The organism is Sphingopyxis sp. 113P3, from assembly GCF_001278035.1.
Classification (GTDB): Bacteria; Pseudomonadota; Alphaproteobacteria; order Sphingomonadales; family Sphingomonadaceae; genus Sphingopyxis.
In genome coordinates, this window is record NZ_CP009452.1 from 762,275 (window position 1) to 785,833 (window position 23,559).

Annotated in this window: 24 protein-coding genes and 1 tRNA gene; 13 read left to right on the plus strand and 12 right to left on the minus strand. The window is 64.4% G+C overall.

All coding sequences use genetic code 11. The features are described 5' to 3' along the window. Positions 1 to 20 precede the first annotated feature (20 nt). The 3 genes from LH20_RS03525 to fsa all read right to left on the minus strand — a co-directional run bounded on the left by LH20_RS03525 (position 21) and on the right by fsa (position 3,099). Positions 21 to 1,520 (minus strand): acetyl-CoA acetyltransferase, encoded by a 1,500-nt coding sequence (locus tag LH20_RS03525; protein ID WP_053553025.1) that lies wholly within the window; start codon positions 1,518 to 1,520, stop codon positions 21 to 23. A gap of 1 nt (position 1,521) precedes the next feature. After that, the gene (locus LH20_RS03530; protein ID WP_053553026.1) at positions 1,522 to 2,325 is read right to left on the minus strand and encodes an enoyl-CoA hydratase-related protein; all 804 of its coding nucleotides are present in this window, start codon (positions 2,323 to 2,325) and stop codon (positions 1,522 to 1,524) included. A 123-nt stretch (positions 2,326 to 2,448) separates the two neighbouring features. Further along, on the minus strand, positions 2,449 to 3,099 hold the full coding sequence (gene fsa / locus LH20_RS03535) for a fructose-6-phosphate aldolase (RefSeq protein WP_053553027.1): 651 nt from the start codon (positions 3,097 to 3,099) through the stop codon (positions 2,449 to 2,451). Positions 3,100 to 3,267: 168 nt separating this feature from the next. Here fsa and radA point away from each other — a divergent pair, with 168 nt between their 5' ends. Genes radA through LH20_RS03555 form a run of 4 tightly spaced genes read left to right on the plus strand, consistent with a single transcriptional unit; the run spans position 3,268 to position 7,508 of the window. Continuing rightward, positions 3,268 to 4,629, plus strand: coding sequence for a DNA repair protein RadA (gene radA, locus LH20_RS03540; RefSeq protein ID WP_053553028.1), 1,362 nt, complete (start codon positions 3,268 to 3,270; stop codon positions 4,627 to 4,629). Between the two features lie 10 nt (positions 4,630 to 4,639). Further along, positions 4,640 to 5,188, plus strand: a complete 549-nt coding sequence (locus LH20_RS03545) for a CvpA family protein (RefSeq protein ID WP_200905427.1) — start codon at positions 4,640 to 4,642, stop codon at positions 5,186 to 5,188. Beyond that, a complete protein-coding gene (locus LH20_RS03550) occupies positions 5,185 to 5,613 on the plus strand; it encodes an iron-sulfur cluster assembly scaffold protein (protein ID WP_053553029.1) in 429 nt (142 codons plus the stop codon). The genes LH20_RS03545 and LH20_RS03550 overlap by 4 nt, the downstream gene beginning before the upstream one ends. Beyond that, on the plus strand, positions 5,610 to 7,508 hold the full coding sequence (locus LH20_RS03555) for a cation:proton antiporter domain-containing protein (RefSeq protein ID WP_053553030.1): 1,899 nt from the start codon (positions 5,610 to 5,612) through the stop codon (positions 7,506 to 7,508). Before LH20_RS03550 ends, LH20_RS03555 begins: the two co-directional genes overlap by 4 nt. A 29-nt stretch (positions 7,509 to 7,537) precedes the next feature. Here the strand turns inward: LH20_RS03555 and aroB are convergent, their stop codons facing one another. Together aroB and LH20_RS03565 are read right to left on the minus strand one after the other, a co-directional pair. Beyond that, positions 7,538 to 8,635, minus strand: a complete 1,098-nt coding sequence (gene aroB / locus LH20_RS03560; protein ID WP_053553031.1) for a 3-dehydroquinate synthase — start codon at positions 8,633 to 8,635, stop codon at positions 7,538 to 7,540. Further along, a complete protein-coding gene (locus tag LH20_RS03565; RefSeq protein ID WP_053553032.1) occupies positions 8,623 to 9,186 on the minus strand; it encodes a shikimate kinase in 564 nt (187 codons plus the stop codon). Before LH20_RS03565 ends, aroB begins: the two co-directional genes overlap by 13 nt. A 125-nt stretch (positions 9,187 to 9,311) precedes the next feature. On the opposite strand from LH20_RS03565, the gene LH20_RS23435 reads away from it, so the two are divergent. From LH20_RS23435 to LH20_RS03585, 5 genes are all read left to right on the plus strand, one after another. Next, entirely contained in the window at positions 9,312 to 9,452 is a 141-nt protein-coding gene (locus LH20_RS23435; protein WP_158501088.1) for a hypothetical protein, read from the plus strand. After that, positions 9,449 to 11,272, plus strand: a complete 1,824-nt coding sequence (locus LH20_RS03570) for a hypothetical protein (protein WP_053553033.1) — start codon at positions 9,449 to 9,451, stop codon at positions 11,270 to 11,272. The genes LH20_RS23435 and LH20_RS03570 overlap by 4 nt, the downstream gene beginning before the upstream one ends. A gap of 12 nt (positions 11,273 to 11,284) precedes the next feature. Further along, positions 11,285 to 12,211, plus strand: a complete 927-nt coding sequence (locus LH20_RS03575; RefSeq protein WP_053553034.1) for a tyrosine recombinase — start codon at positions 11,285 to 11,287, stop codon at positions 12,209 to 12,211. A gap of 10 nt (positions 12,212 to 12,221) precedes the next feature. Continuing rightward, on the plus strand, positions 12,222 to 13,169 hold the full coding sequence (locus tag LH20_RS03580; RefSeq protein ID WP_053553035.1) for an acetyl-CoA carboxylase carboxyltransferase subunit alpha: 948 nt from the start codon (positions 12,222 to 12,224) through the stop codon (positions 13,167 to 13,169). A gap of 89 nt (positions 13,170 to 13,258) precedes the next feature. Then, positions 13,259 to 14,767, plus strand: a complete 1,509-nt coding sequence (locus LH20_RS03585) for a M48 family metalloprotease (protein ID WP_053553036.1) — start codon at positions 13,259 to 13,261, stop codon at positions 14,765 to 14,767. A gap of 104 nt (positions 14,768 to 14,871) precedes the next feature. On the opposite strand, the gene LH20_RS03590 is transcribed toward LH20_RS03585, so the two are convergent. Beyond that, positions 14,872 to 15,033 carry a Flp family type IVb pilin gene (locus tag LH20_RS03590; protein WP_053553037.1) on the minus strand — a complete coding sequence of 54 codons (162 nt, stop codon included), beginning with the start codon at positions 15,031 to 15,033 and terminating at the stop codon, positions 14,872 to 14,874. Between the two features lie 125 nt (positions 15,034 to 15,158). After that, positions 15,159 to 15,329, minus strand: a complete 171-nt coding sequence (locus tag LH20_RS22700; RefSeq protein WP_144423499.1) for a Flp family type IVb pilin — start codon at positions 15,327 to 15,329, stop codon at positions 15,159 to 15,161. Between the two features lie 109 nt (positions 15,330 to 15,438). On the opposite strand from LH20_RS22700, the gene LH20_RS03595 reads away from it, so the two are divergent. Next, entirely contained in the window at positions 15,439 to 15,822 is a 384-nt protein-coding gene (locus LH20_RS03595; protein ID WP_235527100.1) for a (deoxy)nucleoside triphosphate pyrophosphohydrolase, read from the plus strand. Here LH20_RS03595 and LH20_RS03600 read toward each other — a convergent pair whose 3' ends face one another. Then, positions 15,823 to 16,674, minus strand: a complete 852-nt coding sequence (locus tag LH20_RS03600; protein ID WP_053556076.1) for a methyltransferase type 12 — start codon at positions 16,672 to 16,674, stop codon at positions 15,823 to 15,825. Positions 16,675 to 16,935: 261 nt separating this feature from the next. Here LH20_RS03600 and grxC point away from each other — a divergent pair, with 261 nt between their 5' ends. The 3 genes from grxC to LH20_RS03615 all read left to right on the plus strand — a co-directional run bounded on the left by grxC (position 16,936) and on the right by LH20_RS03615 (position 17,795). Then, on the plus strand, positions 16,936 to 17,196 hold the full coding sequence (gene grxC / locus LH20_RS03605; RefSeq protein ID WP_053553038.1) for a glutaredoxin 3: 261 nt from the start codon (positions 16,936 to 16,938) through the stop codon (positions 17,194 to 17,196). Between the two features lies 1 nt (position 17,197). After that, entirely contained in the window at positions 17,198 to 17,668 is a 471-nt protein-coding gene (locus tag LH20_RS03610) for a DUF1178 family protein (protein ID WP_053553039.1), read from the plus strand. Positions 17,669 to 17,718: 50 nt separating this feature from the next. Beyond that, positions 17,719 to 17,795: transfer RNA gene (locus tag LH20_RS03615), tRNA-Arg, on the plus strand. Between the two features lie 38 nt (positions 17,796 to 17,833). On the opposite strand, the gene LH20_RS23890 is transcribed toward LH20_RS03615, so the two are convergent. The 4 genes from LH20_RS23890 to LH20_RS03630 are packed head-to-tail and all read right to left on the minus strand — an operon-like array spanning position 17,834 to position 23,407. Beyond that, on the minus strand, positions 17,834 to 18,949 hold the full coding sequence (locus LH20_RS23890; RefSeq protein ID WP_235527191.1) for an integrase core domain-containing protein: 1,116 nt from the start codon (positions 18,947 to 18,949) through the stop codon (positions 17,834 to 17,836). Next, complete coding sequence (locus tag LH20_RS22705) at positions 18,859 to 20,667, minus strand: recombinase family protein (protein ID WP_083455266.1); 1,809 nt, start codon at positions 20,665 to 20,667, stop codon at positions 18,859 to 18,861. Before LH20_RS22705 ends, LH20_RS23890 begins: the two co-directional genes overlap by 91 nt. Next, positions 20,664 to 21,722, minus strand: a complete 1,059-nt coding sequence (locus LH20_RS03625; RefSeq protein ID WP_053553041.1) for a site-specific integrase — start codon at positions 21,720 to 21,722, stop codon at positions 20,664 to 20,666. Before LH20_RS03625 ends, LH20_RS22705 begins: the two co-directional genes overlap by 4 nt. Continuing rightward, complete coding sequence (locus tag LH20_RS03630; protein WP_158501089.1) at positions 21,719 to 23,407, minus strand: tyrosine-type recombinase/integrase; 1,689 nt, start codon at positions 23,405 to 23,407, stop codon at positions 21,719 to 21,721. The genes LH20_RS03625 and LH20_RS03630 overlap by 4 nt, the downstream gene beginning before the upstream one ends. Positions 23,408 to 23,559 lie beyond the last annotated feature (152 nt).

Sequence of the window (23,559 nt, forward strand, 5' to 3'; positions counted from 1 at the left end):
CGTAGAAAAAAGGCAGCGCCTCAAGCGCGCCAGCCGAACCCGTCCTCGAGGGCAACGATCTGGCCGCTCGTGCCTACCGGCTCCTCACTCCCGTCGGTCAGAAACGCCAGCATTCCGGCGTCGCTGGCATCGACATGCGCAAGCGTACGGGCGCCTTCGGGAGTCCGGGCCACGACGACGCCTGCCCTTGGCGCACCATCGCGCGAATAGAAGACGGTATAGCTTTCGATCGTTGCTGGGCCCGCATAGTCCTCGATCAATTCGGGCACCGGGCCGCGCTTGGCTTCGGCTTCGTCCTGATAGTCGAAGTCCTGGGGAAAGCTTGCCGCGGCGATCGGCTCGTTGCCCAGTATGATGCAATGATTATCGGTGGCAAAGCCGCCATTGGCGAAAAGGAATCCATAGCGGCCTTCCCCGCGCAGCTTCTTGACCATCGAGACGATCGCATGGCTCATGTAATTGGCGATCGGCCCGCCGCCAAAGGTGAGCCCCCCAAATACGCTTGCGGGGCGATCCCATGGCCAGCCGAGGATCCGGCGCGCCATCTTCGGGACGCAGGGAAAGCAGCTATAGAGTTCGACGCAGTCGAGATCCTGGACGGTCATGCCGTTGAGCGCGAGCGTCCGGCTGATCGAGGTTTCCATGCTGACGCTATGGTCATAGCGATCGCGCGCGAGGATGCTCGCGGGCTCCTTTGCCGCGGCGCCCATGCCGACATAGATGAGGCGCTCCTCGGCGATGCCGCGGCGGCGCGCTTCAGCGAGGCTCGCGACGAGAAAGGCGGCGCCCTGGTTCACCGAACTGTTCGCGACCATGAGCTTTGAATAGGGAAAGGCGATGGGGCGATTGCGCTCGTTGACCTCCAGGATGTCGGCGGGAGACGCAGCTTTGCGAATCCATGCGCCCTCGTTTGCAGCTGCCACCTGGGAAAAGCGCGACCAGATTTCGGCGCTCTCGGCCTGTGCCTTGGCGAGGCTTTCGCCCCAGGCCGCGCGGGTCGCATTCTCGTAGAGCGGATAGACGTCGACCGGCGCTGAAAGTCCGTGTTTCTGCGCATAATTGGGCTCGCGGCGGGTCGCGACCTGGCGAACGGCATTGTAGCTCTTGTCTTCGCCGCTCGCGGCCTTTGCGGCGCGGCCCGCGGCGGTGCGCAGCGCTTCGCCGCCCACGATGGCGGCCAATTTGACTTCGCCCCCGCCAATGCGATTTGCCGCTTCGTTGAGCAGACGCACTGGCGTATCGCCGTGCGGCGCAGCGGATTGATAGTTGATCGCGGGATTTGCCCCGACTGCAGCGGCGAGCGGCTCGCAGAGCTTGCCGAGATGGTGGAAGCTGATCTGGTCGACGATGGCGAGGCTGTCGATATCGGGGAGCGGAATCCCGGCATCTTCCGCCGCAAGCTTCAGCGCTGCGACCATCAATCCCAGCGAGTCCAACCCCTGATCGGGGTCCTCGGGCCGGTCGTTGATCTGGCCGACGCCGATGATGACCGGAATGCGCTCGGGATCGCGCATGCTCATGTCAGCGGGCTTTCCACACGGGCTTGCGCTTTTCGGCGAATGCACGCGGTCCCTCGCGCGCGTCCTCGCTTGCCATCAGCTTTTGGCGCTCGCGCCGATTGTCGTTCCAATGCGCGTCATCGCCTGCGATCTCGCCGTCGATGATGCGCAGCGCCACGCGTTTGGAGGCCTGCACCGAAAGCGGCGCGTTGCCCGCGATCTTTTGGGCCATCGCGATCGCCGTCGGCATCAGATCGGCGAGTGGGACGACGCGGTTGGCAAAACCGTAGCGAAGGGCGGTCGCCGCATCGAAGGGGTCGCCGGTCAGCAGATGTTCCATCGCGAGCTTCTGCGGCAATTGCTTGACGATGCGAAACGCTCCGCCCGCGGCGGCGAACAGACCGACCTTGACTTCTGGAAGGCCGAACTGGGCATTTTCAGCTGCGATCACGATGTCACACATCAGCGCGAGTTCGCACCCACCGCCAAAGGCAAACCCATTCACTGCACCGATGATCGGCTTCGAAATCGGGTGGGCTGCAAAGCCGCCAAAGCCCCACGCTTGCTGCGCTTCGTTATCGGGTGCGAGCTGCCCGCCGCGCGAGAGCGCGACAAGGTCGGCGCCAGCGCAGAAGGCCTTGTCCCCCGCGCCCGTGATAATGACGGCGCGAATTTCGGGGTCGCGCTCGGCTTCCTCGAGAGCGGTGCCGATGCCGATATGGACATCGGCGTTGACCGCGTTGCGGGCCTCGGGCCGGTTGATCGTGATGATCAGGATATGACCCTGGCGCTCGGTGAGGACGGCAGGCGCAGCGGCGTCGGTCATCAAATTCTCCCTTTCGGCCGGGAAGCGCACATGCGAATCCCGGCGGTCGGAAAAACTATCGACCGAAGTTGACGTTTACGTCAACTGCAAAGGTCGCCCCAGCGCGCGCCGGCGCGCGTCTTCTCAGATTGACTGTCCGGTCTTGGCCCAGTCGGCAAGAAAGCCTTCGATGCCCTTTTCCGTAAGGACATGCTTGAACAGGCCCTTGATGACCGACGGCGGCGCGGTCATTACATCGGCACCGATCTTGGCGGCTTCGAGCACATGGATCCCGTGACGGACGCTTGCGACAAGAATCTCGGTCGCAAAATCATAATTATCATAGATCAGCCGGATATCCGCGATCAGCTGCATCCCATCGAACCCATTGTCGTCGTGGCGGCCGACGAAGGGCGAAACGAAAGTCGCGCCGGCCTTTGCCGCGAGCAGCGCCTGCGCGGCCGAGAAGCAGAGGGTGACATTGACCATCGTGCCGTCGCCCGTCAGCGCCTTGCAGGTCTTGAGGCCGTCGATCGTGAGCGGCACCTTGATGCAGACATTGTCGGCGATCTTGCGGAGGATCTCGGCCTCCTTCATCATCGTTTCATGGTCGAGCGCGACGACCTCGGCCGAGACGGGGCCGTCGACCATGGCGCAGATTTCCTTCGTCACTTCCTTGAAATCGCGGCCGGACTTCGCAATCAGCGACGGATTGGTGGTGACGCCGTCGAGCAGGCCGGTCGCGGCGAGCTCCTCGATGGCATCGATTTCGGCGGTGTCGGCGAAGAATTTCATGGCGCGCTTGTTCCTGCTCAAGGGGTGATTCGCTGGTTGCGTCCGCCCTAGAGCAACGCGCGCGAAAACTGAACCGCCGCCGTCGTCTGGTCGGCCGCGAGCCCTGGCGCGCGGCAGGCTTGCCGAAAAGAACTGGAGTTCTGTTTTTGTTCCGGTTAAGCGCCGGCAATGGCCAAAGCGAAACGCCAATATGTCTGTCAGAATTGCGGTGCGGTGTCGTACCGCTGGCAGGGGCAATGCGCGGATTGCGGGGAATGGAACACGCTTGTCGAGGAGGCGGCCGAATCCGTCTTTTCAGCAAAGCATGACCTCACCAAAGGCGGGCGCGCGCTAGCGCTCGAAACGTTGAATGCGCACAGCCCCATGCCCGAACGGATGCTCTGCGGAATTGCCGAGTTCGACCGTGCGCTAGGGGGCGGTTTCGTTGCCGGGTCGGCGACCTTGATCGGGGGCGATCCCGGGATCGGCAAGTCGACGCTGCTGCTCCAGGCAGCGGGCAGGCTCGCGCGGGCCGGCCGAACGGTCGTCTATATCAGCGGCGAGGAGGCTGCAGCGCAGGTCCGGCTTCGCGCGCAGCGGCTGGGGCTCGGCGATGCCCCGGTCGCGCTTGCAAGCGCGACCTCGGTGCGCGACATTCTCGCAACGCTCGACCGGCAGACGGCCGATTTCGTCGTCATCGATTCGATCCAGACGATGCACAGCGACCTCATCGACAGCGCGCCGGGGACGGTGAGCCAGGTACGCGCAAGCGCGCAGGAGCTGATCCGTTACGCCAAAGACAGCGGGGCAGCGATCGTGCTCGTCGGGCACGTGACGAAGGATGGCACGATCGCCGGGCCGCGCGTGCTTGAACATATGGTCGACACGGTGCTGTCCTTCGAAGGGGAGCGCAGCCACCTTTATCGCATCCTTCGTGCGGTGAAGAACCGCTTCGGCGGTACGGACGAGATCGGTGTATTCGCAATGGGCGAAGAGGGCCTCGGCGAAGTCGCCAACCCCTCGAGCCTTTTCCTCACCGATCGCAGCCGCGATGTCCCGGGGTCGGTGGTCTTCCCCGCGCTCGAGGGGACACGGCCGGTCCTCGTTGAGGTGCAGGCGCTCACCGTGCGGCTCGCGAGCGGTGCAACGCCCCGCCGCGCGGTCGTCGGATGGGACAGCGGGCGGCTTGCGATGGTGCTCGCGGTGCTCGAGGCGCGCTGCGGGCTTCAGATGGGGAGCGCGGAAGTCTATCTCAACATTGCGGGCGGCTACCGCCTGACCGATCCGGCGGCGGACCTTGCTGTCGCGGCCGCGCTGATCTCGGCCTTCAGCGACCGGCCGGTGCCTGCCGATGCGATCGTCTTCGGCGAGCTATCGCTCTCGGGCGAGGTGCGCCCCGTTGCGCACGACGCCCTCCGGCTGCGTGAGGCGGCAAAGCTCGGTTTTTCGCGCGGCTGGGGGCCTGAGGGGATGAAAGGCGTCGGCGGGATTTCGGTGACGGGTTTTGCGCGTCTCGGCGAACTCGTTGACCTGATGCTCGGGCGCGACTAGCCACCGGCGAATGGGAAGTCTGACCGCGCTCGATATCGTCGTGCTTGTCCTTGTCCTTGGCGGCGCCGTGCTCGGCTTCGCGCGGGGGCTGGTGCAGGAAGTCACGTCACTGCTCGCCTGGGTCCTGGCGATCCTCGCGGTGCGCTTCTTCCATGCGACGCTGACCGGCCTTCTGGCCGATTATGTGGGCACGCCCGGCGGAGCCGCGATGCTCGCATTCGTCCTGCTTTTCGGAGGCGTGTTCGCGGTCGCCAAATGGGGCTCGCGTGCGATGGGGCAGCGCAGCCGCGCATCGATCGTCGGCGGTTTCGATCGCGGCCTCGGGGCCGGATTTGGCGCGGTGAAGGGCTTGGCGCTCGCGACCGTCCTGTTCATGGCCGTGACGCTGCTCTATGATATCGGCTATGGCAACGCACAGCGCCCCGCCTGGATGAGCGACAGCCGTACCTATCCCGCGCTGAGCGCGACGAGCGCGGCGCTGAGCAAGGTCATCGCCGACCGCCGCGCCGAGGCGCGAACGGCAGCCGCGCAAGAGGATGCGCCGGGCAGCGCGCCATGAGCGCTCCTCTCTATAATCGCGATATCCTGGCGCTTGCGGTGGCGACCGCGGATTATCCGCTGCCTGCGAGGCCCCGCCGCCGCGCCTCGCTGCGCGCGCCGCTCTGCGGCAGCCGGATCATCGTCGACCTCGATGCGGACAAGGAGGGGAGGATAACTGCCGTCGGCCTCCATGTCGAGGCGTGCGCCCTCGGGCAGGCCTCCGCGGCGCTACTCGCGCGGCATGCACCGGGGCGGAGCCTTTCCGAGATCCGGGACGCGCGCGACGCGATCACACGATGGTTCGCGGGCGAGGGCGATGCGCCCGGCTGGCCGGGTTTCGACCTTCTCGCGCCTGCTCGCGATTATCCAGCGCGGCACGGCGCCATTCTGCTCCCCTTCGACGCCGCAGTCGCGGCGTTTGAAGGAGCGGAACTCGGCGCATGATGCTCACGGTCCTTGCGGCGGGACCGGCGGTGACCGACCGGGTGGCCGAAACGGCAACCGATACGCTGCTTTTTGAAGGGGCGATTCTGCTGGGTGTCGCCACTCTGTTCGTGATGATCTTTCGCCGTCTCGGCCTCGGCGCCGTGCTCGGTTATCTGATTGCCGGCGCGCTTGTGGGACCCCATGGCCTCGGGTTGGTGGGGGGCGGCGAATCCAAGCTCGCCATCGCCGAGCTCGGCATCGCCTTCCTGCTCTTCCTCGTCGGGCTTGAACTTCATCCGCGGCGCCTGTGGCAGCTTCGCAAGGCGATTTTCGGGCTTGGACTGGCCCAGGTGGTCGTGACGGGGCTCGTCCTCACCGGCCTCATTCTTGCGACCCAGGGCTTCAGCTGGCAGGCCGCGCTTGTTCTGGGTCTGCCGCTTGCGCTTTCCTCGACCGCGCAGGTGCTTCCCAGCCTCAAAAGCTCCGGCCGGATCAACTCGCCCTTCGGCGAAAAGGCCTTTTCGATCCTGCTCTTTCAGGATCTCGCGATCGTTCCGATGATCACCATCGTCGCTGCACTGTCGCGCGCGCCGGCCGATCCATCGGCCCCTCCGGGGGGCGTGCTTGCGCTCTATACCCTTGCGGCAATCGCGGGGCTCGTGCTCTCGGGGCGTTTCCTCGTCAATCCGCTGCTCCGTCTCGTCGGCCGCTATGGCGAGCGCGAGCTGTTCGTGGTTGTGGGGCTGCTCGTGGTGCTCGCCAGCGCGGCGTTGATGCACAGCCTTCACCTCTCGACCGCGCTCGGGGCGTTCATCGCGGGCGTGATGCTCGCCGATTCCCCTTATCGACACGAAATAGAGGCCGACGTTGAACCCTTCCGCCTCATTCTCCTCGGTCTCTTTTTCCTCGCGATCGGGATGATTCTCGACGTGAATGTGGTCCTTGCCGATCCGCTGCGTGTCGTGGGTCTCGCGGCGGGGCTGGTCGCGACCAAAGTGGCAGTTCTTGCACTTTTGGTGCGGGCGTTCGGCAAGCCATGGAAGACGGCTCTTGGCCTTGCGCTGTTGCTCAGCCAGGGCGGCGAGTTCGGCTTTCTCCTCTTCACCCAGGCCCAGCAGGCCTTGCTGATCGCCCCGGCAGCGGCGAGCCTGTTCAGCGCTGTGGTCACGCTGTCGATGGTTTCGACGCCCTTTCTGATGCTCTTTGCCCGTAACCTCGAATTCGAGCCTGACCGCGATGAGGCGGGACTTGCTGGCCCTGAGGACGCCCCGCGCGGTTCGGCGCTCGTGATCGGCTATGGCCGCTTCGGCCAGATTGTCGCCCAGATGCTGCATGCGGTGGATTGTTCGGTGACGCTCATCGACAAGAAGCCCAGCCAGATCGAACTTTCCGGGCGCTACGACACCAAGGTCTATTATGGTGACGGGCTGCGGCTTGACCTCCTTCGCCGCGCAGGCGCCGACGAGGCGCGGCTCATCATCTATTGCATCGACGACCCGTCGGTCGATGCAGAAGCGCTGCGGCCGGTAATCGAGGCTTTCCCGAAGGCGAAAGTGCTGATGCGCGTTTTTGATCGGCGCCAGTTGATGGCGATCGCGGGCGCGGGAGCGAGCGGCGTGGTGCGCGAGCTATTCGAAAGCTCGATCGCGCTGGGGCTGATGGCGCTCGAACAGCTTGCCGTCGACCCGCGCCAGATGGAGGACGTGGAGACGGCGCTTCGCCAGCTCGATGCGACGCGGCTTGCGGCGCAGATGGACGAAGGCGACCTGTCGGCGGGCAGTGAGCACCGCTTCAAACCGGGCGGGGGGCGCGAGTCTGCAAGCGTGCTCGAAACCTTGCGACAGCGCCGGCTGGCGGCAAAATTGGCGCGCGATGAGGAAGCCGCGCACGCGGCCGGTCCGGAAGCGGCGTAGAGCCTTTTTTCGCTTTTCAGGCGAAGCGATCAGACACGATCGAGAAATTCAGCCACGGCATCGAGACCATAGTCTTCGCTCACGAAGCTCTGCCCGATGCCGCGGGTCAGGATGAGCGGCAGCTTGCCGCCGCGCACCTTCTTGTCGTGCGCCATGTGAGCTGCGAGCGCGGCGCCGCCCCTGTCAATTCCCGCGCTGGCGAGGCTGTGGGGCAGACCGAGGCTGGATAGATGGTTGCGCACCCGTGCTGCATCTTCGGGCGCGCAGATGCCCTTGGCGGCCGAAAACTGGTGCGCGAGGACCATGCCGGCGGCGACGGCTTCGCCGTGGAGAAGATGGTCAGAATAGCCGGTTTCTGCCTCGAGCGCATGACCGAAGCTGTGACCAAGGTTCAGGAGCGCGCGCACATCCTTCGTTTCGCGTTCGTCGGCGGCGACAATGCGCGCCTTGGCGGCCACGCTGTGGGCAATCGCCTTATGACGGGCATCGCTGTCACCCTTCAGCAAGGCCTGGCCATGCGTCTCGCACCAGGCAAAAAAATCAGCGTCGTCGATCAGTCCGTATTTGACCACTTCGGCATAGCCTGCGCGCAGTTCGCGCGGCGGCAGGCTCGCGAGCGTCGAGGGGTCGATGACAACGAGAGCGGGCTGGTGGAAGGCGCCGATCAGATTTTTGCCCGCCGCGACATTGATCGCGGTTTTGCCGCCAACGCTGCTGTCGACCTGCGCGAGAAGGGTTGTGGGAACCTGGATGAACGAGCAGCCCCGCTTGACGATGCTGCAGGCGAAACCCACGAGGTCGCCGATGACGCCGCCGCCCAGCGCGATCACATGATCGGAGCGCTCGATACCTTCGCCGATCAGCCATTCGGTAAGCCGCGCAAGACCCTCCCAGCTCTTGCTGCTCTCGCCGGCAGGAAGCACGAAGGAGGAAAAGGAGATGCCCTCGGCACCGAGCGCCATTCCGACGCGCGCCAGGTAGGATTCGGCAACATTCGTGTCGGTGATGATCATCGTGCGCGGCCGCTTGAGAAGCGGTGCGACGTGGCGGCCGATGTCATGGAGCAGCCCATCGCCGATCAGGATCGGGTAGCTGCGCGCGCCAAGATCGACGGTCAGGCTTTCCATGTCGCAAGCGCCTCCAATATCGCGCGCACCGTGTGCTCGTGCGGGTTGCTGGCCGAGCTCACGCGAATGTGCGCCTCGGCGTAGATGGGATTGCGGACCGCTGCGAGTTCGCGCAGCACCTCGCCGGGGTCGCGGTCCTTGAGGAGGGGACGGTGGCTTCGGCGACCGACGCGTTCGACGAGGGTCGGAATGTCGGCGTCGAGCCAGATGCAAAGACTGTCCTTGAGGATGAGCGCGCGCGTCTCGTCGTTGATGAAAGCGCCGCCGCCGGTTGCAAGCACGTGCGGGCGGCCTGCGAGAAGCCGTGCGATCACCCGCCGTTCGCCGTCGCGGAAATGCGCTTCGCCGAAGCGCGCAAAAATGTCGGATATGGTCATGCCCGCCGCGCGCTCAATCTCGTCGTCGGCGTCGGCGAAGGGCATTCCGAGCCGCTGTGCCAAGCGGCGACCGACCGTTGATTTTCCCGAACCCATGAGGCCGACGAGCACGATCGATCGCTCGCGGATCGATGGCCCGATGGCAGGGGCCAGGCTTTTCGGGTTTCGCGTCATCGTGCGCGCGGCTATACCGAAGGGCCTGCGGGGAACAATGATTTTTGGCGCAAACGATGAACCGAGGGTCACGAGGCATATTGCGCACAAGGAGCAGATCGGGAAAAGGCCGGTGGATCGGGCGATTGGTCGTGCTGGTCTTGCTGCTCGTTGCCTTCTGGCTATTGCTGCTGTTCCTGGGCCGGCCGATCGAGCCGAAGATGATTGAGGTGGATGTGACCGACGTGATTGCCGTAGCCACGCCGAGTGAAAGCCTGGGCCGATGAAAAGCCGGCTGCTCGCAGTGACGCTGGGTCTTTCGGGAAGCGCGATCGCCGCAGCGCTGGTCTTGCCCGTCGTTGCCCAGGAGTCGCTTCTGCCCGAGGGCTTTGGGACGCCCCAGCCCGCACCCGCTCCCACGCCGACCCCCGCTCCGTCGCCGACCACCGCGCCGGCGCCGAAGGCCGGAGCGGCACCGGCGCCCAAAGCGGCGCCGCCGCTCGCGCCGCCGGTCACCACGACGCTGCCGGCGAGCGATACGACCGACGCCAGCTCAGAAGACAGCGAACTTGAGGAAGGCACCTCGGGCCAGCTTAAATATGATCTGCCACCGGGAGCACGGCGCCTTCTGACGCGCATCGGCCCGCTCACGCCCGAAACCGGGGGCCTTGCCCCCGACGCATTCGGGGTGCGCGGCCAATATGCCGCCCTGATCATGCGCAATACGAGCGGGCGCCTTGCATCGCGCTGGGGGCAGATATTGCTGCGCCGCGCCCTGGTTTCGGCGATCGACACGCCGCCGACAATCAACGGCGCCGATCTCGCCGCCGACCGCGCGGCGCTTCTCTTGCGGATGGGCGAATCGATCGCGGCGCGCCGGATCGTGCAGTCGGTGGACTATGACCGTGCGAGCCAGCGCCTGGTGCAGGTCGCGCAGCAGGCCTATCTGGCCACGGCCGACCCGGCGGGGATGTGTCCCTATGTCCCTGCAGGACTGGCGCATGGCGATGAGCAGACGTGGCGGCTGTCGGCAGCGATCTGCGCGGGCCTTTCGGGCGAAGCCGGCCCCGCGGGCTGGGCTATCGGGCGTGTCCGCTCGAGCGGCAAGATCGCCAATTTCGACATATTGCTTGCCGAGCGTGTGCTCGGCGCGACCGGCGCCGGCCGCCGCTCGACGACGATCGAGTGGGACAATATCGACCGCCTGACCAACTGGCGCTTTGGCATGGCGACCGCGACGGCCATTCCGGTTCCCGCCGAGCTTCGCGCCTCTCAGCCCGCATATATGCGCGGGTGGACGGTGCTCGCCCCGATGTCCGAAATGGCCGATCGCATCGCAGCTGCGCCTGATGCGGCGGCGCGGGGCATCTTGTCGAGCACAGCCTATGTGTCGCTTCTCAGCGCCGCGGCAAGCGAGGCTGAACCTCCCGCGCCCCTCGCGGCGCAGACGGAGACGCTGCGCAGCGCCTTTCGCGCGGCAGAAGCTGCCGATCGCTACGCCGCAATGGCGAGATTGTGGGAGGGGGCAGGCAGCGCCGTCCAAAGATATGCGGCGCTGATTGCGACCGCGCGCGCGGCCGCTGCGCTGCCGACGGGAACCGACGTTGGCGATGATCCCTGGCAATTGATCGGCTCGATGCTCGCCGGCGGCTATGACCAGAACGCGATGGCGTGGGTGCCCAAGGTGAATGTCGGCACGCGCGCATGGGGCGTTCTCGCTGTCGGATCCCCGCGCCCGCTCAATGGAACCAGTGCGGGCCGCGTCACGCGCTTTGCAGGCAATGACGACAGCGCCGGCCAGCTTCGCTCGAAGCTGCTCCTCGCCGGCCTCGCCGGGCTCGGGCGCATCGACGCCGGCGACGCGGCGTCGGCGGCTAGCGACCTCGGCGTCGACCTCGCGCGTCAGACCCGCTGGACGCGCGCGATCGATGAGGCAGCCCAGCGCCGTGAACCGGGCATGGTCGCGCTCCTTGCCGCGACGGGCATGCAGGGAGACTGGGCAAAGATGCCGCCCTATCATCTGTATCGTATTGTCCGCGCCCTGCGCGACGTGGGCCTCGAGGCAGAGGCGCGAATGATCGCCGCCGAAGCTTTGGTTCGGGTTTGACGCGCGCTCTCGATGGAAACGGCCGACGGCGCGCTGATCGAACGATTTTTGGAGATGATGGCGGCCGAACGCGGTGCTGCGGTCAACACGCTGGCGGCCTATCGCCGCGACCTCGATCAGGCGTCTGTGCTGGCGAAGGGGCGTCTCGCTCAGGCGACGCCCCCGGTGCTAAGGCAGATCATGGCGGATTATCGCGCCCTTGCGGCCAGCACCGCTGCGCGCAAGCTTTCGGCTCTGCGCCAGTTCTTCGCTTTCCTTCTCGACGAAGGCGAGCGGAAAGACAATCCTGCGCTCGACATTGCGCGTCCGGCGACGCGGCGACCCTTGCCGCGCATCCTGACCCATACGGACGTGGAAAGGCTTTTCGCGCAGGCGGGAAGCGAGGCCGAAGGTGAGACGCCGCCTGCCGCGGCGGTCCGCCTGCTGCTCCTGCTTGAATTGCTCTATGGTTCGGGGCTCCGCGCGAGCGAGCTCGTGTCGCTCCCGCGCCGCGCGATTACGGGCGACCGGGCGTTTTTGATCGTGCGCGGCAAGGGCGAGAAGGAGCGGATGGTCCCCTTGTCGGAGCGTGCGCGCGGCGCGCTCGACCGCTGGCTGCCGCTGCTTGCCGAAGGCTCCCAATGGCTCTTTCCATCGGGAAAGGGTCATGTTTCGCGGGTGCGCCTGTTTCAGATGCTGCGCGCGCTTGCAGGCCGCGCCGGGCTCGATCCGCAGAGCGTGAGCCCGCATGTATTGCGTCACGCCTTTGCCACTCATCTTCTCGAAGGGGGCGCCGATCTGCGCGCGCTGCAACTGATGCTGGGCCATGCCGATATCGCCACGACCGAAATCTACACGCATGTCGACAGCCGCCGCCTGGTGGAGCTGGTCAACAATCGGCACCCGCTTGCACAGATGGCGGTCGGAGAGGACGTTGACCTGAAGCCGCCGACCGCTTAGCGCTCTGCCGATGACAGCCTTTCTGGACTTCGAAAAACAGGTCGCCGCGCTCGATCGGCAGATTGCGGAACTGCGCGAAATGGGCGAAGACCCCACGCTCAACATCGAAAATGATATCGCGCGGCTCGAGGCAAAGTCCTCGAAATTGCTGCGGGAAATCTATGCCAAGCTGACGCCGTGGCAAAAGACGCAGGTCGCGCGTCATCCCGACCGGCCGCATTTCAAACATTATGTCGCGGGCCTGTTCGACGACTGGATGCCGCTCGCGGGTGACCGAAATTTCGGCGACGATCAGGCGATCCTCGGTGGTCTTGCGCGTTTCCGCGGTCGCCGTGTGATGGTGATCGGGCACGAAAAGGGCGACGATATTCCCTCACGGATGAAGCATAATTTCGGCATGGCGAAGCCCGAGGGTTACCGCAAGGCGATCCGGCTGATGCAGCTCGCCGACCGCTTTGGCCTGCCGGTGGTGACGCTGGTCGACACGTCCGGGGCGTTCCCCGGTATCCAGGCCGAGGAGCGGGGGCAAGCCGAGGCGATCGCGCGTTCGACCGAACAATGCCTTGCACTCGGCGTGCCAATGGTCGCGGCAATCGTCGGGGAGGGCGGGTCGGGCGGCGCGATCGCGCTCGCAGCTGCCAATCGCGTGCTGATGTTCGAACATGCCGTCTATTCGGTGATTTCACCCGAAGGCTGCGCCTCGATCCTCTGGCGCACCTCGGACAAGGCTCCCGAGGCGGCGGCGGCCATGAAGATGGCGGCGGAAGATCTCCTCGCGCTCGGCGTGATCGACCGTATCGTTCCTGAGCCAGTGGGCGGTGCGCACCGCGCGCCCGAGGTGGCGATCAAGGCGCTCGGCGATGCCATCGCGGAAGAGCTGGACGCGCTTGAAGGCCAGCCGCGCGAGGCGCTGCTCCTGGCGCGCGAGGAAAAATTCCTCGCGATGGGACGTGCGTAGGGCGGGAACCGGTCGCGCTTGCTGGCGTTTTCCGTCACGCCCTATCGCGAAGAGGGTGAGGTTGAACGCAAGAAAAGGGAGATGCGCCAATGGCCCGCACGACAACTTCGATCGCGTTGGCGATGGTGCTCGCGGGATGCGCAGCGGCCGGCGGCGGCGTGAGCGGTCCGGCCGACGCCAGGACGAAGGCGATCAAGACCGCGACCAGTATCACCGCGTCGGAACGCCAGCAGGGCGCCGAGGCGCATCCGCAGCTCCTGCAGGAATTCGGGGGAACCTACTCGGGACCGCAAGCAGCATATGTGACCCGTGTCGGGCAGAATATCGCGGTCCAGTCCGGAATGTCGAATGCAAGGAGCGACTTCACGGTCACGCTGCTCAATTCGCCGGTCAACAATGCTTTTGCGATACCGGGCGGCTATATTTACGTCACGCGTCAGCTCATGGCGTTGATGAACGACGAGGCGGAACTTGCTGGCGTCCTCGGGCACGAGGTCGGGCACGTCGCCGCGCAGCATAGCAAGAAGCGTCAGTCTGCCGCGACGCGCAACACCATTCTTGGCGTCTTGGGCGCGGTCCTCGGCGGCGCGATCGGCGATAATGGCGGTCTCCTCGGATCGCTTGGCGGGCTTCTGCAGAATAATGCGATGCAGGTCGCTCAGCTCGCGACCCTGGGCTTTTCGCGCAGCCAGGAACTCGAGGCCGATCAGCTTGGCGTTCAGTATCTGAAGAGCGCAGGATATGACCCGATGGCGCTCTCGACTGTGCTTGCAAGCCTTGCCAATCAGACCAACCTTGAAGCCCGGCTGGCTGGCGGCAATGCCCGGTCGATTCCCGAATGGGCGAGCACCCACCCCGACCCTGCCTCGCGGGTGCGCAACGCGCAGACGCTCGCGAGCCGCGCAGGCGCCGGCGGGGTTCGGAACGCAGACGCCTTCATGGCGTCGATCGACGGTGTTCTTTACGGCGATGATCCGGCGCAAGGGGTGGTCGAGGGACGCCAGTTCCTCCATCCTGACCTTCGTCTCGCTTTCACCGTACCCAATGGCTACGGGATGCAGAACGGAACGAGCGCAGTGAGCGTGAGCGGCAACGGCGGCCAGGCGCAATTTTCAACCGGTCCTTACAGCGGCGACATGAATGCCTATATCGCCGCGGTCTTCAAGGCCGTGGGCGGCGATGCAAATCTCACGCCATCGAGCATCCAGCGAACGACGGTGAACGGCATTCCCGCTTACTATTCGACCGTAAGGGCGAACAGCCAGTCCGGCCAGGTCGACGTCACGGTTTTCGCTTATGAGTTCGCGAAAAACAGCGCCTTCCACTTTGTCGCTCTGACGAAGGCGGGCGGCGCTTCGACCTTCAATTCGATGTTCACCAGCCTGCGGCGTCTCAATGCGAGCGAAGCGGCAGCGATCAAGCCGCGCCGCGTCGATGTGGTGACAGTGAAGAGCGGGGATACGGTGGCAAGCCTTGCGCGCCGCATGGCCTATAGCGATTATCAGGCCGAGCGATTTCAGGTGCTGAACCGGCTCGCAGCGAACAGCCGGCTGTCGCCAGGTCAGAAGGTCAAGCTGGTCGTCTCCGCGAGCCGCTGAGCTGCCGCCCGCAATATTCCGATCAGCTATAGAAAAGGGAGCGGTGATGGCACCGCCCCCTTCATGAGCTTTGTCTTCCGGAGAAAGCCGGAAGGACGTTTCGCTTAGTCAAGCTCAGCCGAAACGTTGTTGAACGTATTGCCGACGCCCTTACCGACCTGGGTCATCGCGGTGATGCCGGCGACGGCAATCAGAGCGGCGATCAGGCCATATTCGATAGCAGTCGCGGCCTTGGTGTCGCGAACGAACTTCTTGATGAACTTCATGTCTGGTCTCCTGATAAGTCACTTACCCTGTTGACGGTCTGGTCGTGGTCAACATCGGCGTTCTACGGGGAATTGGTTTTGAAACCCTTAATGGGACCGCCCGCTTGCCGCGGCCTTGAGTCCCACTAAAGGACAGCCCCCGTCGTCGTTGCGACATTGTTCCACATCGAGCTGGTCTTGGTTCCGACGTCGGATACAGCGACGCTGGCCGCCAGAAAGATCAGGGCCAGGATCAGCCCATATTCAACGGCTGTCGCGGCCCTGGTCGACCGCATCAGCCCTTTCATCATATTCATTGCTCCACCCCTACCGACATTATAGTTCCCGAGGGTTCCATGTTCGCACAGGAAGGTTAACGATTTGTCCGCGCTTTCGCCTCCGAAATTGCCGCAAAACTGTCTCATTGTGGTCGCGGTCGCACTCGTCGACAAGGATGGGCGCCTGCTTGTCCAGCAGCGGCCTGAGGGCAAGTCGATGGCGGGCTTATGGGAATTTCCCGGCGGCAAGATCGAACCGGGTGAAACGCCCGAGGCGGCGCTGGTGCGGGAACTTCGGGAAGAATTGGCGATCGACGTCGAAGCGGCGTGCCTTGCACCTGCGTGTTTCGCGAGCGACGCATTGGGCGAGAGCCACCTCCTTTTGTTGCTTTACGTCTGCCGCAAATGGCAGGGCGCGCCGGAGCCAATCCACGCGAGCGCGCTGCGCTGGGTACGGCCGGTCGAACTCCACGCACTGGCGATGCCGCCCGCCGACAAGCCCCTTATCGGTCTTTTAGAAGCGCTTCTTTGATCAGGGTTTCGGCTTCAGGGCGTCCGCGAGCGAGGCTGCGCCGCTGCCGCGGCGGGCCGGGCGCGGCTGGTCGGGATGGGGTGCCCAGCCGCTGAAATGAACGAGGCGAAATTGCTCGGCTATCCGGCCGTCGGGGTCGGCCTGCGCGGCGAATGCAGCGGCAATGCGAGCGGCTTCCTCGCGCGAAAGCGGCGGCGGCGCGGGCGTCAGCCGGCTTGCAAGCCCGGCGGCGCGCAGATCGCGCACCAACGCGAACCAGTCTCGATAGCGCACCGTCAGCCCCTCCACGTCGACCACCGGCATCGCAAAGCCGATGCGCTGGAGCAGATTTCCCATCGCTGAAAGGTCAATCTGCGGATGCAGGCGCGCGATCGGACGCACGCCTTCACTCATCACCGCACGTCGCAGCTGCGGGAGGCTGCCGTCGCCAACGAAGGCCCCGAGCAGAAGCCCGTCGGGCGCCAGCAGCGCCCGCAGGCGCACCAGCGCTCCGGGAACATCGTTGACGCTGTCGAGCCCGCCCGGCCAGACGATCAGGTCGAAGCTTGCAAAGGGCAGATCGACGCGGTCGGCCTCGGCCACAATCGCATCGCTGTGCGCCGCGAGGCCTGGAGCTGCCTCGAGGATGCTGAGCCGGGTGCCCATGGCGCGCAATTGATCGGCAAGCGCGGCGTCATGCGCCCCAATCAGCAAAGTACGCGGAAAGTCGCGCGTCACCATCGACAAGCGATCGAGCAGGGTCTCGGCGATGATGGGGGCAAGAAAATTGGCGCCCGCGGGCAAGCGCGCCATCCGGTCTCGCTGGGAGCGATGGCGCTTGGGGGAGAAGAGCAGGGCGGGGGTGTCGGACATCGCGCGCTTGTGCCGCCTCCGCCAAGGGTTCACAAGTCCGGCATCGGCGAAGCGCGCCGATCGCACCTTGTGTCTTGCGGGATTTTGCAAGATCTTTCTCACCAGGCCTGACGTTGCCAAGCACGCTTCTGAGGCAAGTCGGAGGCGCCCAGACTGCATTTCTTGCTGCATACGCGTCATCCGATGCCAAATCCGGCAACCTATTTGACATTGCCGCGCTTGATTCCGATATGCAGGGGGAAAGGATGACAGGATAGCCGCATGGCGACAATCGAAGTCTATACGAAATTTCTCTGCCCCTACTGCACGCGCGCGAAAGCGCTGCTCGAGAAGAAGGGGGCAGAGTATCGCGAGATCGACGTGTCGATGGATCGCGCTGGCCTTGACGCGATGATCGAGCGCGCCGGTGGCCGCCGGACGGTGCCGCAAATCTTCATCGACGGGCGTCACATCGGGGGAAGCGACGATCTCGCTGCGCTCGATGCGCGCGGCGAGCTGGATCCGCTCCTGGGGCTTGGCTGAGATGATTGTCTTCGATCTGCGCTGCAGCGCCGGTGACCACCGGTTCGAGGCCTGGTTTGCGAGCAGTGAGAGCTTTGCCGACCAGCAGGCACGCGGACTGATTGCGTGCCCGGTGTGCGGCGACGCCGGGGTCGAAAAGGCTGTAATGGCGCCGCGGGTCGCCGTGAAATCGAACCGTCAACCCGATGCGGCGACTCCGCCCCCCGCGCATGCGGAACCGGAGGGAGCGCCGCACGAGATGGTTCGCAGACTGATCGCCGACATCGCGGCGAAGCAGGCCGAAATGCTGCCCCGATCGCGTTGGGTAGGCCGTGACTTCGTTGATGCGGCGCGCGCTATGCACGAGGGCCGGGTCCCGGAAGACCTGATCCATGGGCAGGCTTCACCCGAAGAGGCGCAGGCGCTGCGCGACGACGGGATTGCCGCGGTGCCCCTTCTCGTCCCCTTCGTCCCGCCCGACGCGGTTAATTGACGCACGCCAATTGACGCTCGGCGCCCGGTCCCGCTACACGAGCCGCCGGCGCGCCCGTAGCTCAGCAGGATAGAGCATCAGATTCCTAATCTGGGGGCCACAGGTTCGAATCCTGTCGGGCGCACCATTCTCGAACAGGTCCGTACCGGACACATCGGTTACAGTTTATTCCGGAGACATAGGTAACAGTTTTGCTCCGAAGGGGGTAGGTGCTGGCTCAAGCCGGCATGTTTCATTGTCGAAGAAGCCGAGATCGTAATTCATGAAGGTGACGAGCCAGATCTGATCGTCGACCTGTTTGATTCCGATTTTCTGTCCGGCGAAGACGGTGCTGAGGTTGACCTTCCTGCTATCGAAGCAGATTCGCCCGCAGGTTGTGACGATGACGGTCTTGTCATGGAACGGGTATTCGAGGTCGGGCAGCCCCTCATAGCTTCGGTCTGATCGGGTGTAGCACTCGGCTGGATAGCGCATTGCCAGCGCCTGGTGAGGGCGCTCATGATTGTAGATATCGACGAAGCGGTCGAAGCGGCCCTGCTGCTGGAGGAAGTTTGCGCATGCAGGCCTGGTGGCCTCCTGTTTAAGGGTCAGGTGCATGCGCTCGTGTCGCCCGTTCTGTTGGGGGCAACCGGGTTTGATGCGCTCGATCCCGATGCCCAGGCGCAGCCACCAGACGGAGAGACGGCTGAGGCCGAACAAGGCGTGAGCACTGGCAAAGGGCACCCCATTGTCGGTGCGGATTGCCTTGGGCAGGCCATATTCCTTGAAGATGCGCTCGAACACACTGATTGCGAACACCTCCTTGGTGGTTGCGAGGGCTTCGCAGCCGAGCAGATATCGACTGGCTGAGTCGGTCACCGTCAGCGGATAGCAATATCTCTTGTCGGCGAGCATGAACTCGCCCTTGTAGTCGGCGCACCAAAGATCGTTGGGTGCCAGCGGCCGGGAGAGCGGCGTTCCCTCGGCCTTGTAGCGCCGGCGTCGCCTTCGCTTCACCAGCCCATTGCGGTCGAGCACGGCGTGAACGGTGCTGATCGCGGGGCACTGGAGCTCAGGATAATGGCGCCTGAGCTTCTCACGGATCTTGGGAGCGCCCCAGCTGGGCCATTCGCGCTTCAGCTCGATGATCTGCTTCTCGATCTGGAACGGAAGCTGGTTGGCCTGGCGGTAGGGCCGGCGACTGCGGTCTGTCAGGCCTGACAGACCGCAGTCCTTGTAGCGCTCGAAGATCTTGTAGCCCGTTTTGCGGGAGATATCGAACTCCCGGCACAGCGGCGCCATCTTCTCGCCGTCCAACAGGCGCGCCACAAAGCGGAGACGCTCGTCCATTTTGTCACACTCCTTCCACGGCACTTTGCCCTCCTGCAAAGGCCAGAAGTGTAACCCATCTGTCCGGTACGGAATGTCACCCATCTCTCGGGAAGGGCAACAAAAGAGAGAACTGCGGGCGTGGTTTTGGCCACGCCCGCTGCCGCACTCCGGGCCAGCACGGCTTTGGAGCCACTGATGCGGATTTCATGGGGTTGGACACGGACCTCGCTGAGTAGCAGCCGGGCATAAGCCTGGCGCAGATCAGGCGGACCGTGATGGAGCTTGTCGCGCAGGAGCAGCGCCAGCTTCTCGATCTTGGCGGGCGTGATCACCGGCTCGGCCATAGCCAGACGACGGGTGAGATCGGAAACCTGCTCGGCGAGTTCATCGCGCCGGAACCGCAGATTGACCAACCGCTCGCGCATTGAAGCGTCCTCGGCATCCATTAGGCCCTTCTCGACCAGTTCCAGCAGCCGGGTGATTCCCGCTTCGGTTTCCTTGTGGTCTTGGCGCATCTGCCGCAGCCGATCGCGGTTGCGATCCTCGCGTTCGATCGCCGTGCGCAGATAGTCACTGAGCAGGCTCACGAGATGCTCGGGCTGCAGTATCTGCTTCGTCACCTCGCCGATTACGATCCCGTCGAGCTTGTCCATCGGCATACGCAGACCCTTGCAGCCGAAGGGGCCTTCCTTGAGGCGGCGCGAGCAGCAGTAATAGCGATACTGCCCGCCCTTGCCGGTGTTCTGGATCAACGCAGCGCCGCAGTGGCCGCATCGGGCCACCCCAGCGAGCAGCGTCGGCGTGTTGACCAGGCGCGGCGCCACCCGCTTGGGCGCGCGGCTTTGCAGAAGCGCCTGCGCGGCGTTGAAAGTCTTTTCGTCGATGATCGCCGGGACAGCGAGCGGTATCCATTCGGAAGGATGACGGGGCCGGTCATTCCGGCTGTCGGTGCGATTGAAGTAATGCTGCCCATGATAGGTGCTCGCTGTCAGAATGGCATGAACGCCTCCGGTCGAGAACCTGCGTCCCCGCCGCAATATGCCGCGCTCGTTGAGCCATGTGGCAATCGCCTTCACGCCCATCGGTCGCCCATCCACGCCTGCTGCCATATCGAAGATCATGCGGACGACGCGCGCCTCGGCGTCGTTGACGACCAGCACCTTCTTGTCCTTGCTGCCTCGCCGCTCTGCGATCTCGACGCCATAGCCATAGGGCGGTCGTGAGCCGTTCCAGAAGCCCTGCCGGGCGTTCTCCAGCATGGCGCGGTGAACGTGTTTCGCGGTCTCCCGGCTCTGATGCTCGTCGAAGATGTGCAGCAGCTTGCGGAACATCTCGCCCGTGGGGTCCTGTCCAACCTCCTGCGTGATCGAGACCAGTTCGACCCCGGCCTTACGCAACTCGCGGATGTAGAGTTCGGAATGCAGCGAGTCGCGGCTGAACCGGCTCAGCGAATGCACGACCACGAGATCGAAGGGTTTGTCCGTGCGCTTCGCCGTGTGGATCATTTCCTGGAAGACAGGCCGGTCTTCATCGAGCGCCGAGGCGCCGGGCTCGGAGAAAACTCGGACGACCTCGATGCTCTGCCGCTGACACCATGTGCGGCACTGGGCGATCTGGTCGGGGATCGACAGGTCGCGCTCGGCCTGACGGGTCGTCGATACGCGGACATATATTGCTGCCCGGGTCATGATTCTTCTCCCCGCAGCTTGCGAATGACGTCGGCGTGGCGCGAGTAGGCGGTGAAGCTGGTCGCCTGGTTGTAGTATTTCTGGCTCGAAACCGGCGTCATATGGCCGAGCAGATGCTTGGTCATGCCGATCAGTTCTGGGCGCTCAAGAGCAACTTCGGTGGCCGCGCAGTCGCGGAACAGGTGCGGAGAGAGGTCTCGTCCGAAGTGCTTGCGCGTGGTCTTCGGCACGCGGATGCTGATGTCGTTGGCGGGCATCCGGCGACCCTGGCGTCCGATCCAGAGCCAGCTCTCATCCGGGATGCCGCTCTTGAGCAGGACGGGCCGAACCCGATCGAGATAGGTGAACGTCGCCCCTTTGAGCCGCTCGGGCACATAGCCGTCGAAGGCAACGCCCTTCTTGGTCTCTTCGCGAGGGATTGTGATCCTGATGCCGAAGTCGTCGACAAGCAGGTTATGGCCGAGCCGCAGGTCCGCGAGATTGCGCCGGCGCCAGGGCCGATGGGCAAGCAGGCCGATGATCAATCCGTCGCGATAGATGGGAGCGCCGCTGCGACGGCTGCGCCGCAACTCTTCCAGGCCGATATCCATCAGCCTGTCGGATAGCAGGATGATGTCAGCGACCCGGACCATGCGCGGCAGCTTGGGGCGCGACGGCTTGGCGGTGTTCGTCATCCGGTGCGCGAGCTTGGTCAGCCAGTCCACGCCGTCGGGCGGTGCGCAGGCCCGCAGGACGTAGGCCATGCCCCGAACGGCGCTCGCGACCGTCGTTTCCGCGCGGCCAACGCTATATTCGGTGATGAATGCCCTGATCAGGTCCCGCGTCACACGGTGACAGGGATGTGCGAGGGGATCGAGCTGGCCGCTTCTGTCCAGCCAGCCGACCAACATGCCATACCCCCGCTCACACATCTTCATGGTGGGCGAACGCCACCGCGCGGCAAAGCCGGCATCGTCATCGAACGGTCCGCTGGGCTGCCGGGCGGCCTGCCAGAGGGATCGATCGCGAGCAGGCCACTGATCGACCGGAAGCGGGGGGAATGCCTGTTTGATCACAGCAGGTCTCCCTCGTCGAAATCGTCGGTGATGCTGCTGCTCGATGGCTTGGACGGCCTGGCCGCATCTTTCGAACGCATCTCCTCGATCAGCCCATCGTAGCGGGCGAAGGCATCGTCGGTCAGCAGGCCCTCGTAGAAGCGGATCGTGGTCTCGATATTCTTGTGTCCGAGCAGGCGGCGCACGGTCTCATAGTCGCCGGGGTTGGCGAGGAGATAGAGATGGGCAGCAAGGTGCCGCATGAGATGGGCGTGGATGACCACGCCGATCTCGCGCCGGACGAAGCGGGCGAGCTGCTTTGAAAGGTTGGATGAGCCTTTACGCGCGCCCCGTTGCCCGACAAACAGGGCGGAGGTCGGTCCTTTCATGAGGACCGACCGAAACACGTTCACGTAACGGTCGAGAACGGCGCCAAGCTCTTCGCCGAGCTGAGCGTCGATGGCCCACTGGTTTTTCACTTCGCATGCCGGGATCGAGATGCGCCAACCTCCGATGCTGCCAGCGATCGGAGGAATGATGGTGGTCGCAAGGTCCAGTTCCGAAGGGTTACGGATACGCATCGGCACATGCAGCAACAGGTCAAGCAGCGTGGCCATCTGCATCCGCTGGGCCTGCCGAACCGTGGGGGCGTTCACCGCTCTCAGGTCATCTGCGACCTTCAGAGGCAGGTTGAGCAGTTTGGTGCGAACCGACGGGTCGAACAGCGGAATAAGTCGCTCCCGGTTCTTCTCGCACATGCCGCTGGCCTTGAAGCGGACCTTCTTCGCCAGCTGCTTGAGCCTGGCGCGACTGTCTTTATCCAGATCAAGATAGCGGGCGATGCTCAGGACGGCAGTAGTGATACCGTGCAAATCCATGCGGGCCTTGTCGTCCAACGGCCGTCCATCCAGCCGAAGCTCGAATGCCCGCTTTACGGTTGCGGGATCGACGACCGTGGCCAGCGACGGGAAGTCATCCGGAGACATGCCGTTATCGACCAGCGTGGTGAGCATCGCGCGGATACGGTTATGATAATTATCCAGCGTCACCGGCTTGATCGGGCGGTGCTCCTCATCGAACGGGTCGTCTTCCAGCATCCTCTCGCCGTAGGCGCGCAACTCGTCCTGGAGCGATTGTGGGAAGTCCTCCCAGCGCACGAGGCGCTTGCCGATCGGGTTGGGCGCGGGGATTGTCTGGTAGGATGATCCCTCCACCGCGATCGCGCGGTTCCATGCGCGGCGAGCGACATGACCGCGCTCACGCGGGTTGGTCTGGGTCATCTGCTGATCGAGATAGGCATAATAGGGGTCGAAAATAGCAGGCGAGACATCGTGCGGGCTGATCTCCCGGATCGAACACCAACCAGCAAAGCGGTGAATGTCGTCTCGATCACGTCTGCACAGCGGCGCAAGCAGTTGCTCCCATTCGGAATTCGGTTTGAAATTGCGGCGCTGGCGATGGACTTTGACGCCCCCGATCTCCAATGCGTGGTTGAGCCGCGACAGGATGTTCGCCCAGCTTCCCTTCGTGTATCCGGCGAGCAACCAAGGGGCCTTTGCTCGAAGGGTGCGGATGGTGCCGGGATCGGCGATGATGTCGTCCGGTGTGAGGCCGCAGACCTTGGCGAAATTCCTGATGGCGGAACACAGTTCCCGCCGCTTCCACAGCGGGATTTCCGGCAGGCTCATGATCAGCTCGGCGAGCAAGCGAAGAGTCAAAGTGGGGGTGCTAGGCGCAGGCATGGTGAAGCCCTCCTCTTGGCAGGTAGATGACTGGTGATGACTGGTGTGATCAGGGGGGCGGATTGGTGATCCCCCCGGTGCCCATTTTTATTGAAAATGGGGCTTCAGGGTTTCAC

What these genes read in the sequence shown, in the direction of transcription:
- grxC (WP_053553038.1), top strand. Translation starts at nt 16,936, where the DNA reads ATGGCGACAATCGAAGTCTATACGAAATTTCTCTGCCCCTACTGCACG.
- LH20_RS03600 (WP_053556076.1), bottom strand. Translation starts at nt 16,674, where the DNA reads ATGTCCGACACCCCCGCCCTGCTCTTCTCCCCCAAGCGCCATCGCTCC.
- LH20_RS03590 (WP_053553037.1), bottom strand. Translation starts at nt 15,033, where the DNA reads ATGAAGTTCATCAAGAAGTTCGTTCGCGACACCAAGGCCGCGACTGCT.
- LH20_RS03555 (WP_053553030.1), top strand. Translation starts at nt 5,610, where the DNA reads ATGATGCTCACGGTCCTTGCGGCGGGACCGGCGGTGACCGACCGGGTG.
- fsa (WP_053553027.1), bottom strand. Translation starts at nt 3,099, where the DNA reads ATGAAATTCTTCGCCGACACCGCCGAAATCGATGCCATCGAGGAGCTC.
- LH20_RS03530 (WP_053553026.1), bottom strand. Translation starts at nt 2,325, where the DNA reads ATGACCGACGCCGCTGCGCCTGCCGTCCTCACCGAGCGCCAGGGTCAT.
- LH20_RS22700 (WP_144423499.1), bottom strand. Translation starts at nt 15,329, where the DNA reads ATGAATATGATGAAAGGGCTGATGCGGTCGACCAGGGCCGCGACAGCC.
- LH20_RS23890 (WP_235527191.1), bottom strand. Translation starts at nt 18,949, where the DNA reads ATGGCGCCGCTGTGCCGGGAGTTCGATATCTCCCGCAAAACGGGCTAC.
- LH20_RS03565 (WP_053553032.1), bottom strand. Translation starts at nt 9,186, where the DNA reads ATGACGCGAAACCCGAAAAGCCTGGCCCCTGCCATCGGGCCATCGATC.
- LH20_RS03610 (WP_053553039.1), top strand. Translation starts at nt 17,198, where the DNA reads ATGATTGTCTTCGATCTGCGCTGCAGCGCCGGTGACCACCGGTTCGAG.
- LH20_RS03575 (WP_053553034.1), top strand. Translation starts at nt 11,285, where the DNA reads ATGGAAACGGCCGACGGCGCGCTGATCGAACGATTTTTGGAGATGATG.
- radA (WP_053553028.1), top strand. Translation starts at nt 3,268, where the DNA reads ATGGCCAAAGCGAAACGCCAATATGTCTGTCAGAATTGCGGTGCGGTG.
- LH20_RS03585 (WP_053553036.1), top strand. Translation starts at nt 13,259, where the DNA reads ATGGCCCGCACGACAACTTCGATCGCGTTGGCGATGGTGCTCGCGGGA.
- LH20_RS03545 (WP_200905427.1), top strand. Translation starts at nt 4,640, where the DNA reads ATGGGAAGTCTGACCGCGCTCGATATCGTCGTGCTTGTCCTTGTCCTT.
- LH20_RS22705 (WP_083455266.1), bottom strand. Translation starts at nt 20,667, where the DNA reads ATGACCCGGGCAGCAATATATGTCCGCGTATCGACGACCCGTCAGGCC.
- LH20_RS03580 (WP_053553035.1), top strand. Translation starts at nt 12,222, where the DNA reads ATGACAGCCTTTCTGGACTTCGAAAAACAGGTCGCCGCGCTCGATCGG.
- aroB (WP_053553031.1), bottom strand. Translation starts at nt 8,635, where the DNA reads ATGGAAAGCCTGACCGTCGATCTTGGCGCGCGCAGCTACCCGATCCTG.
- LH20_RS03570 (WP_053553033.1), top strand. Translation starts at nt 9,449, where the DNA reads ATGAAAAGCCGGCTGCTCGCAGTGACGCTGGGTCTTTCGGGAAGCGCG.
- LH20_RS03550 (WP_053553029.1), top strand. Translation starts at nt 5,185, where the DNA reads ATGAGCGCTCCTCTCTATAATCGCGATATCCTGGCGCTTGCGGTGGCG.
- LH20_RS03525 (WP_053553025.1), bottom strand. Translation starts at nt 1,520, where the DNA reads ATGAGCATGCGCGATCCCGAGCGCATTCCGGTCATCATCGGCGTCGGC.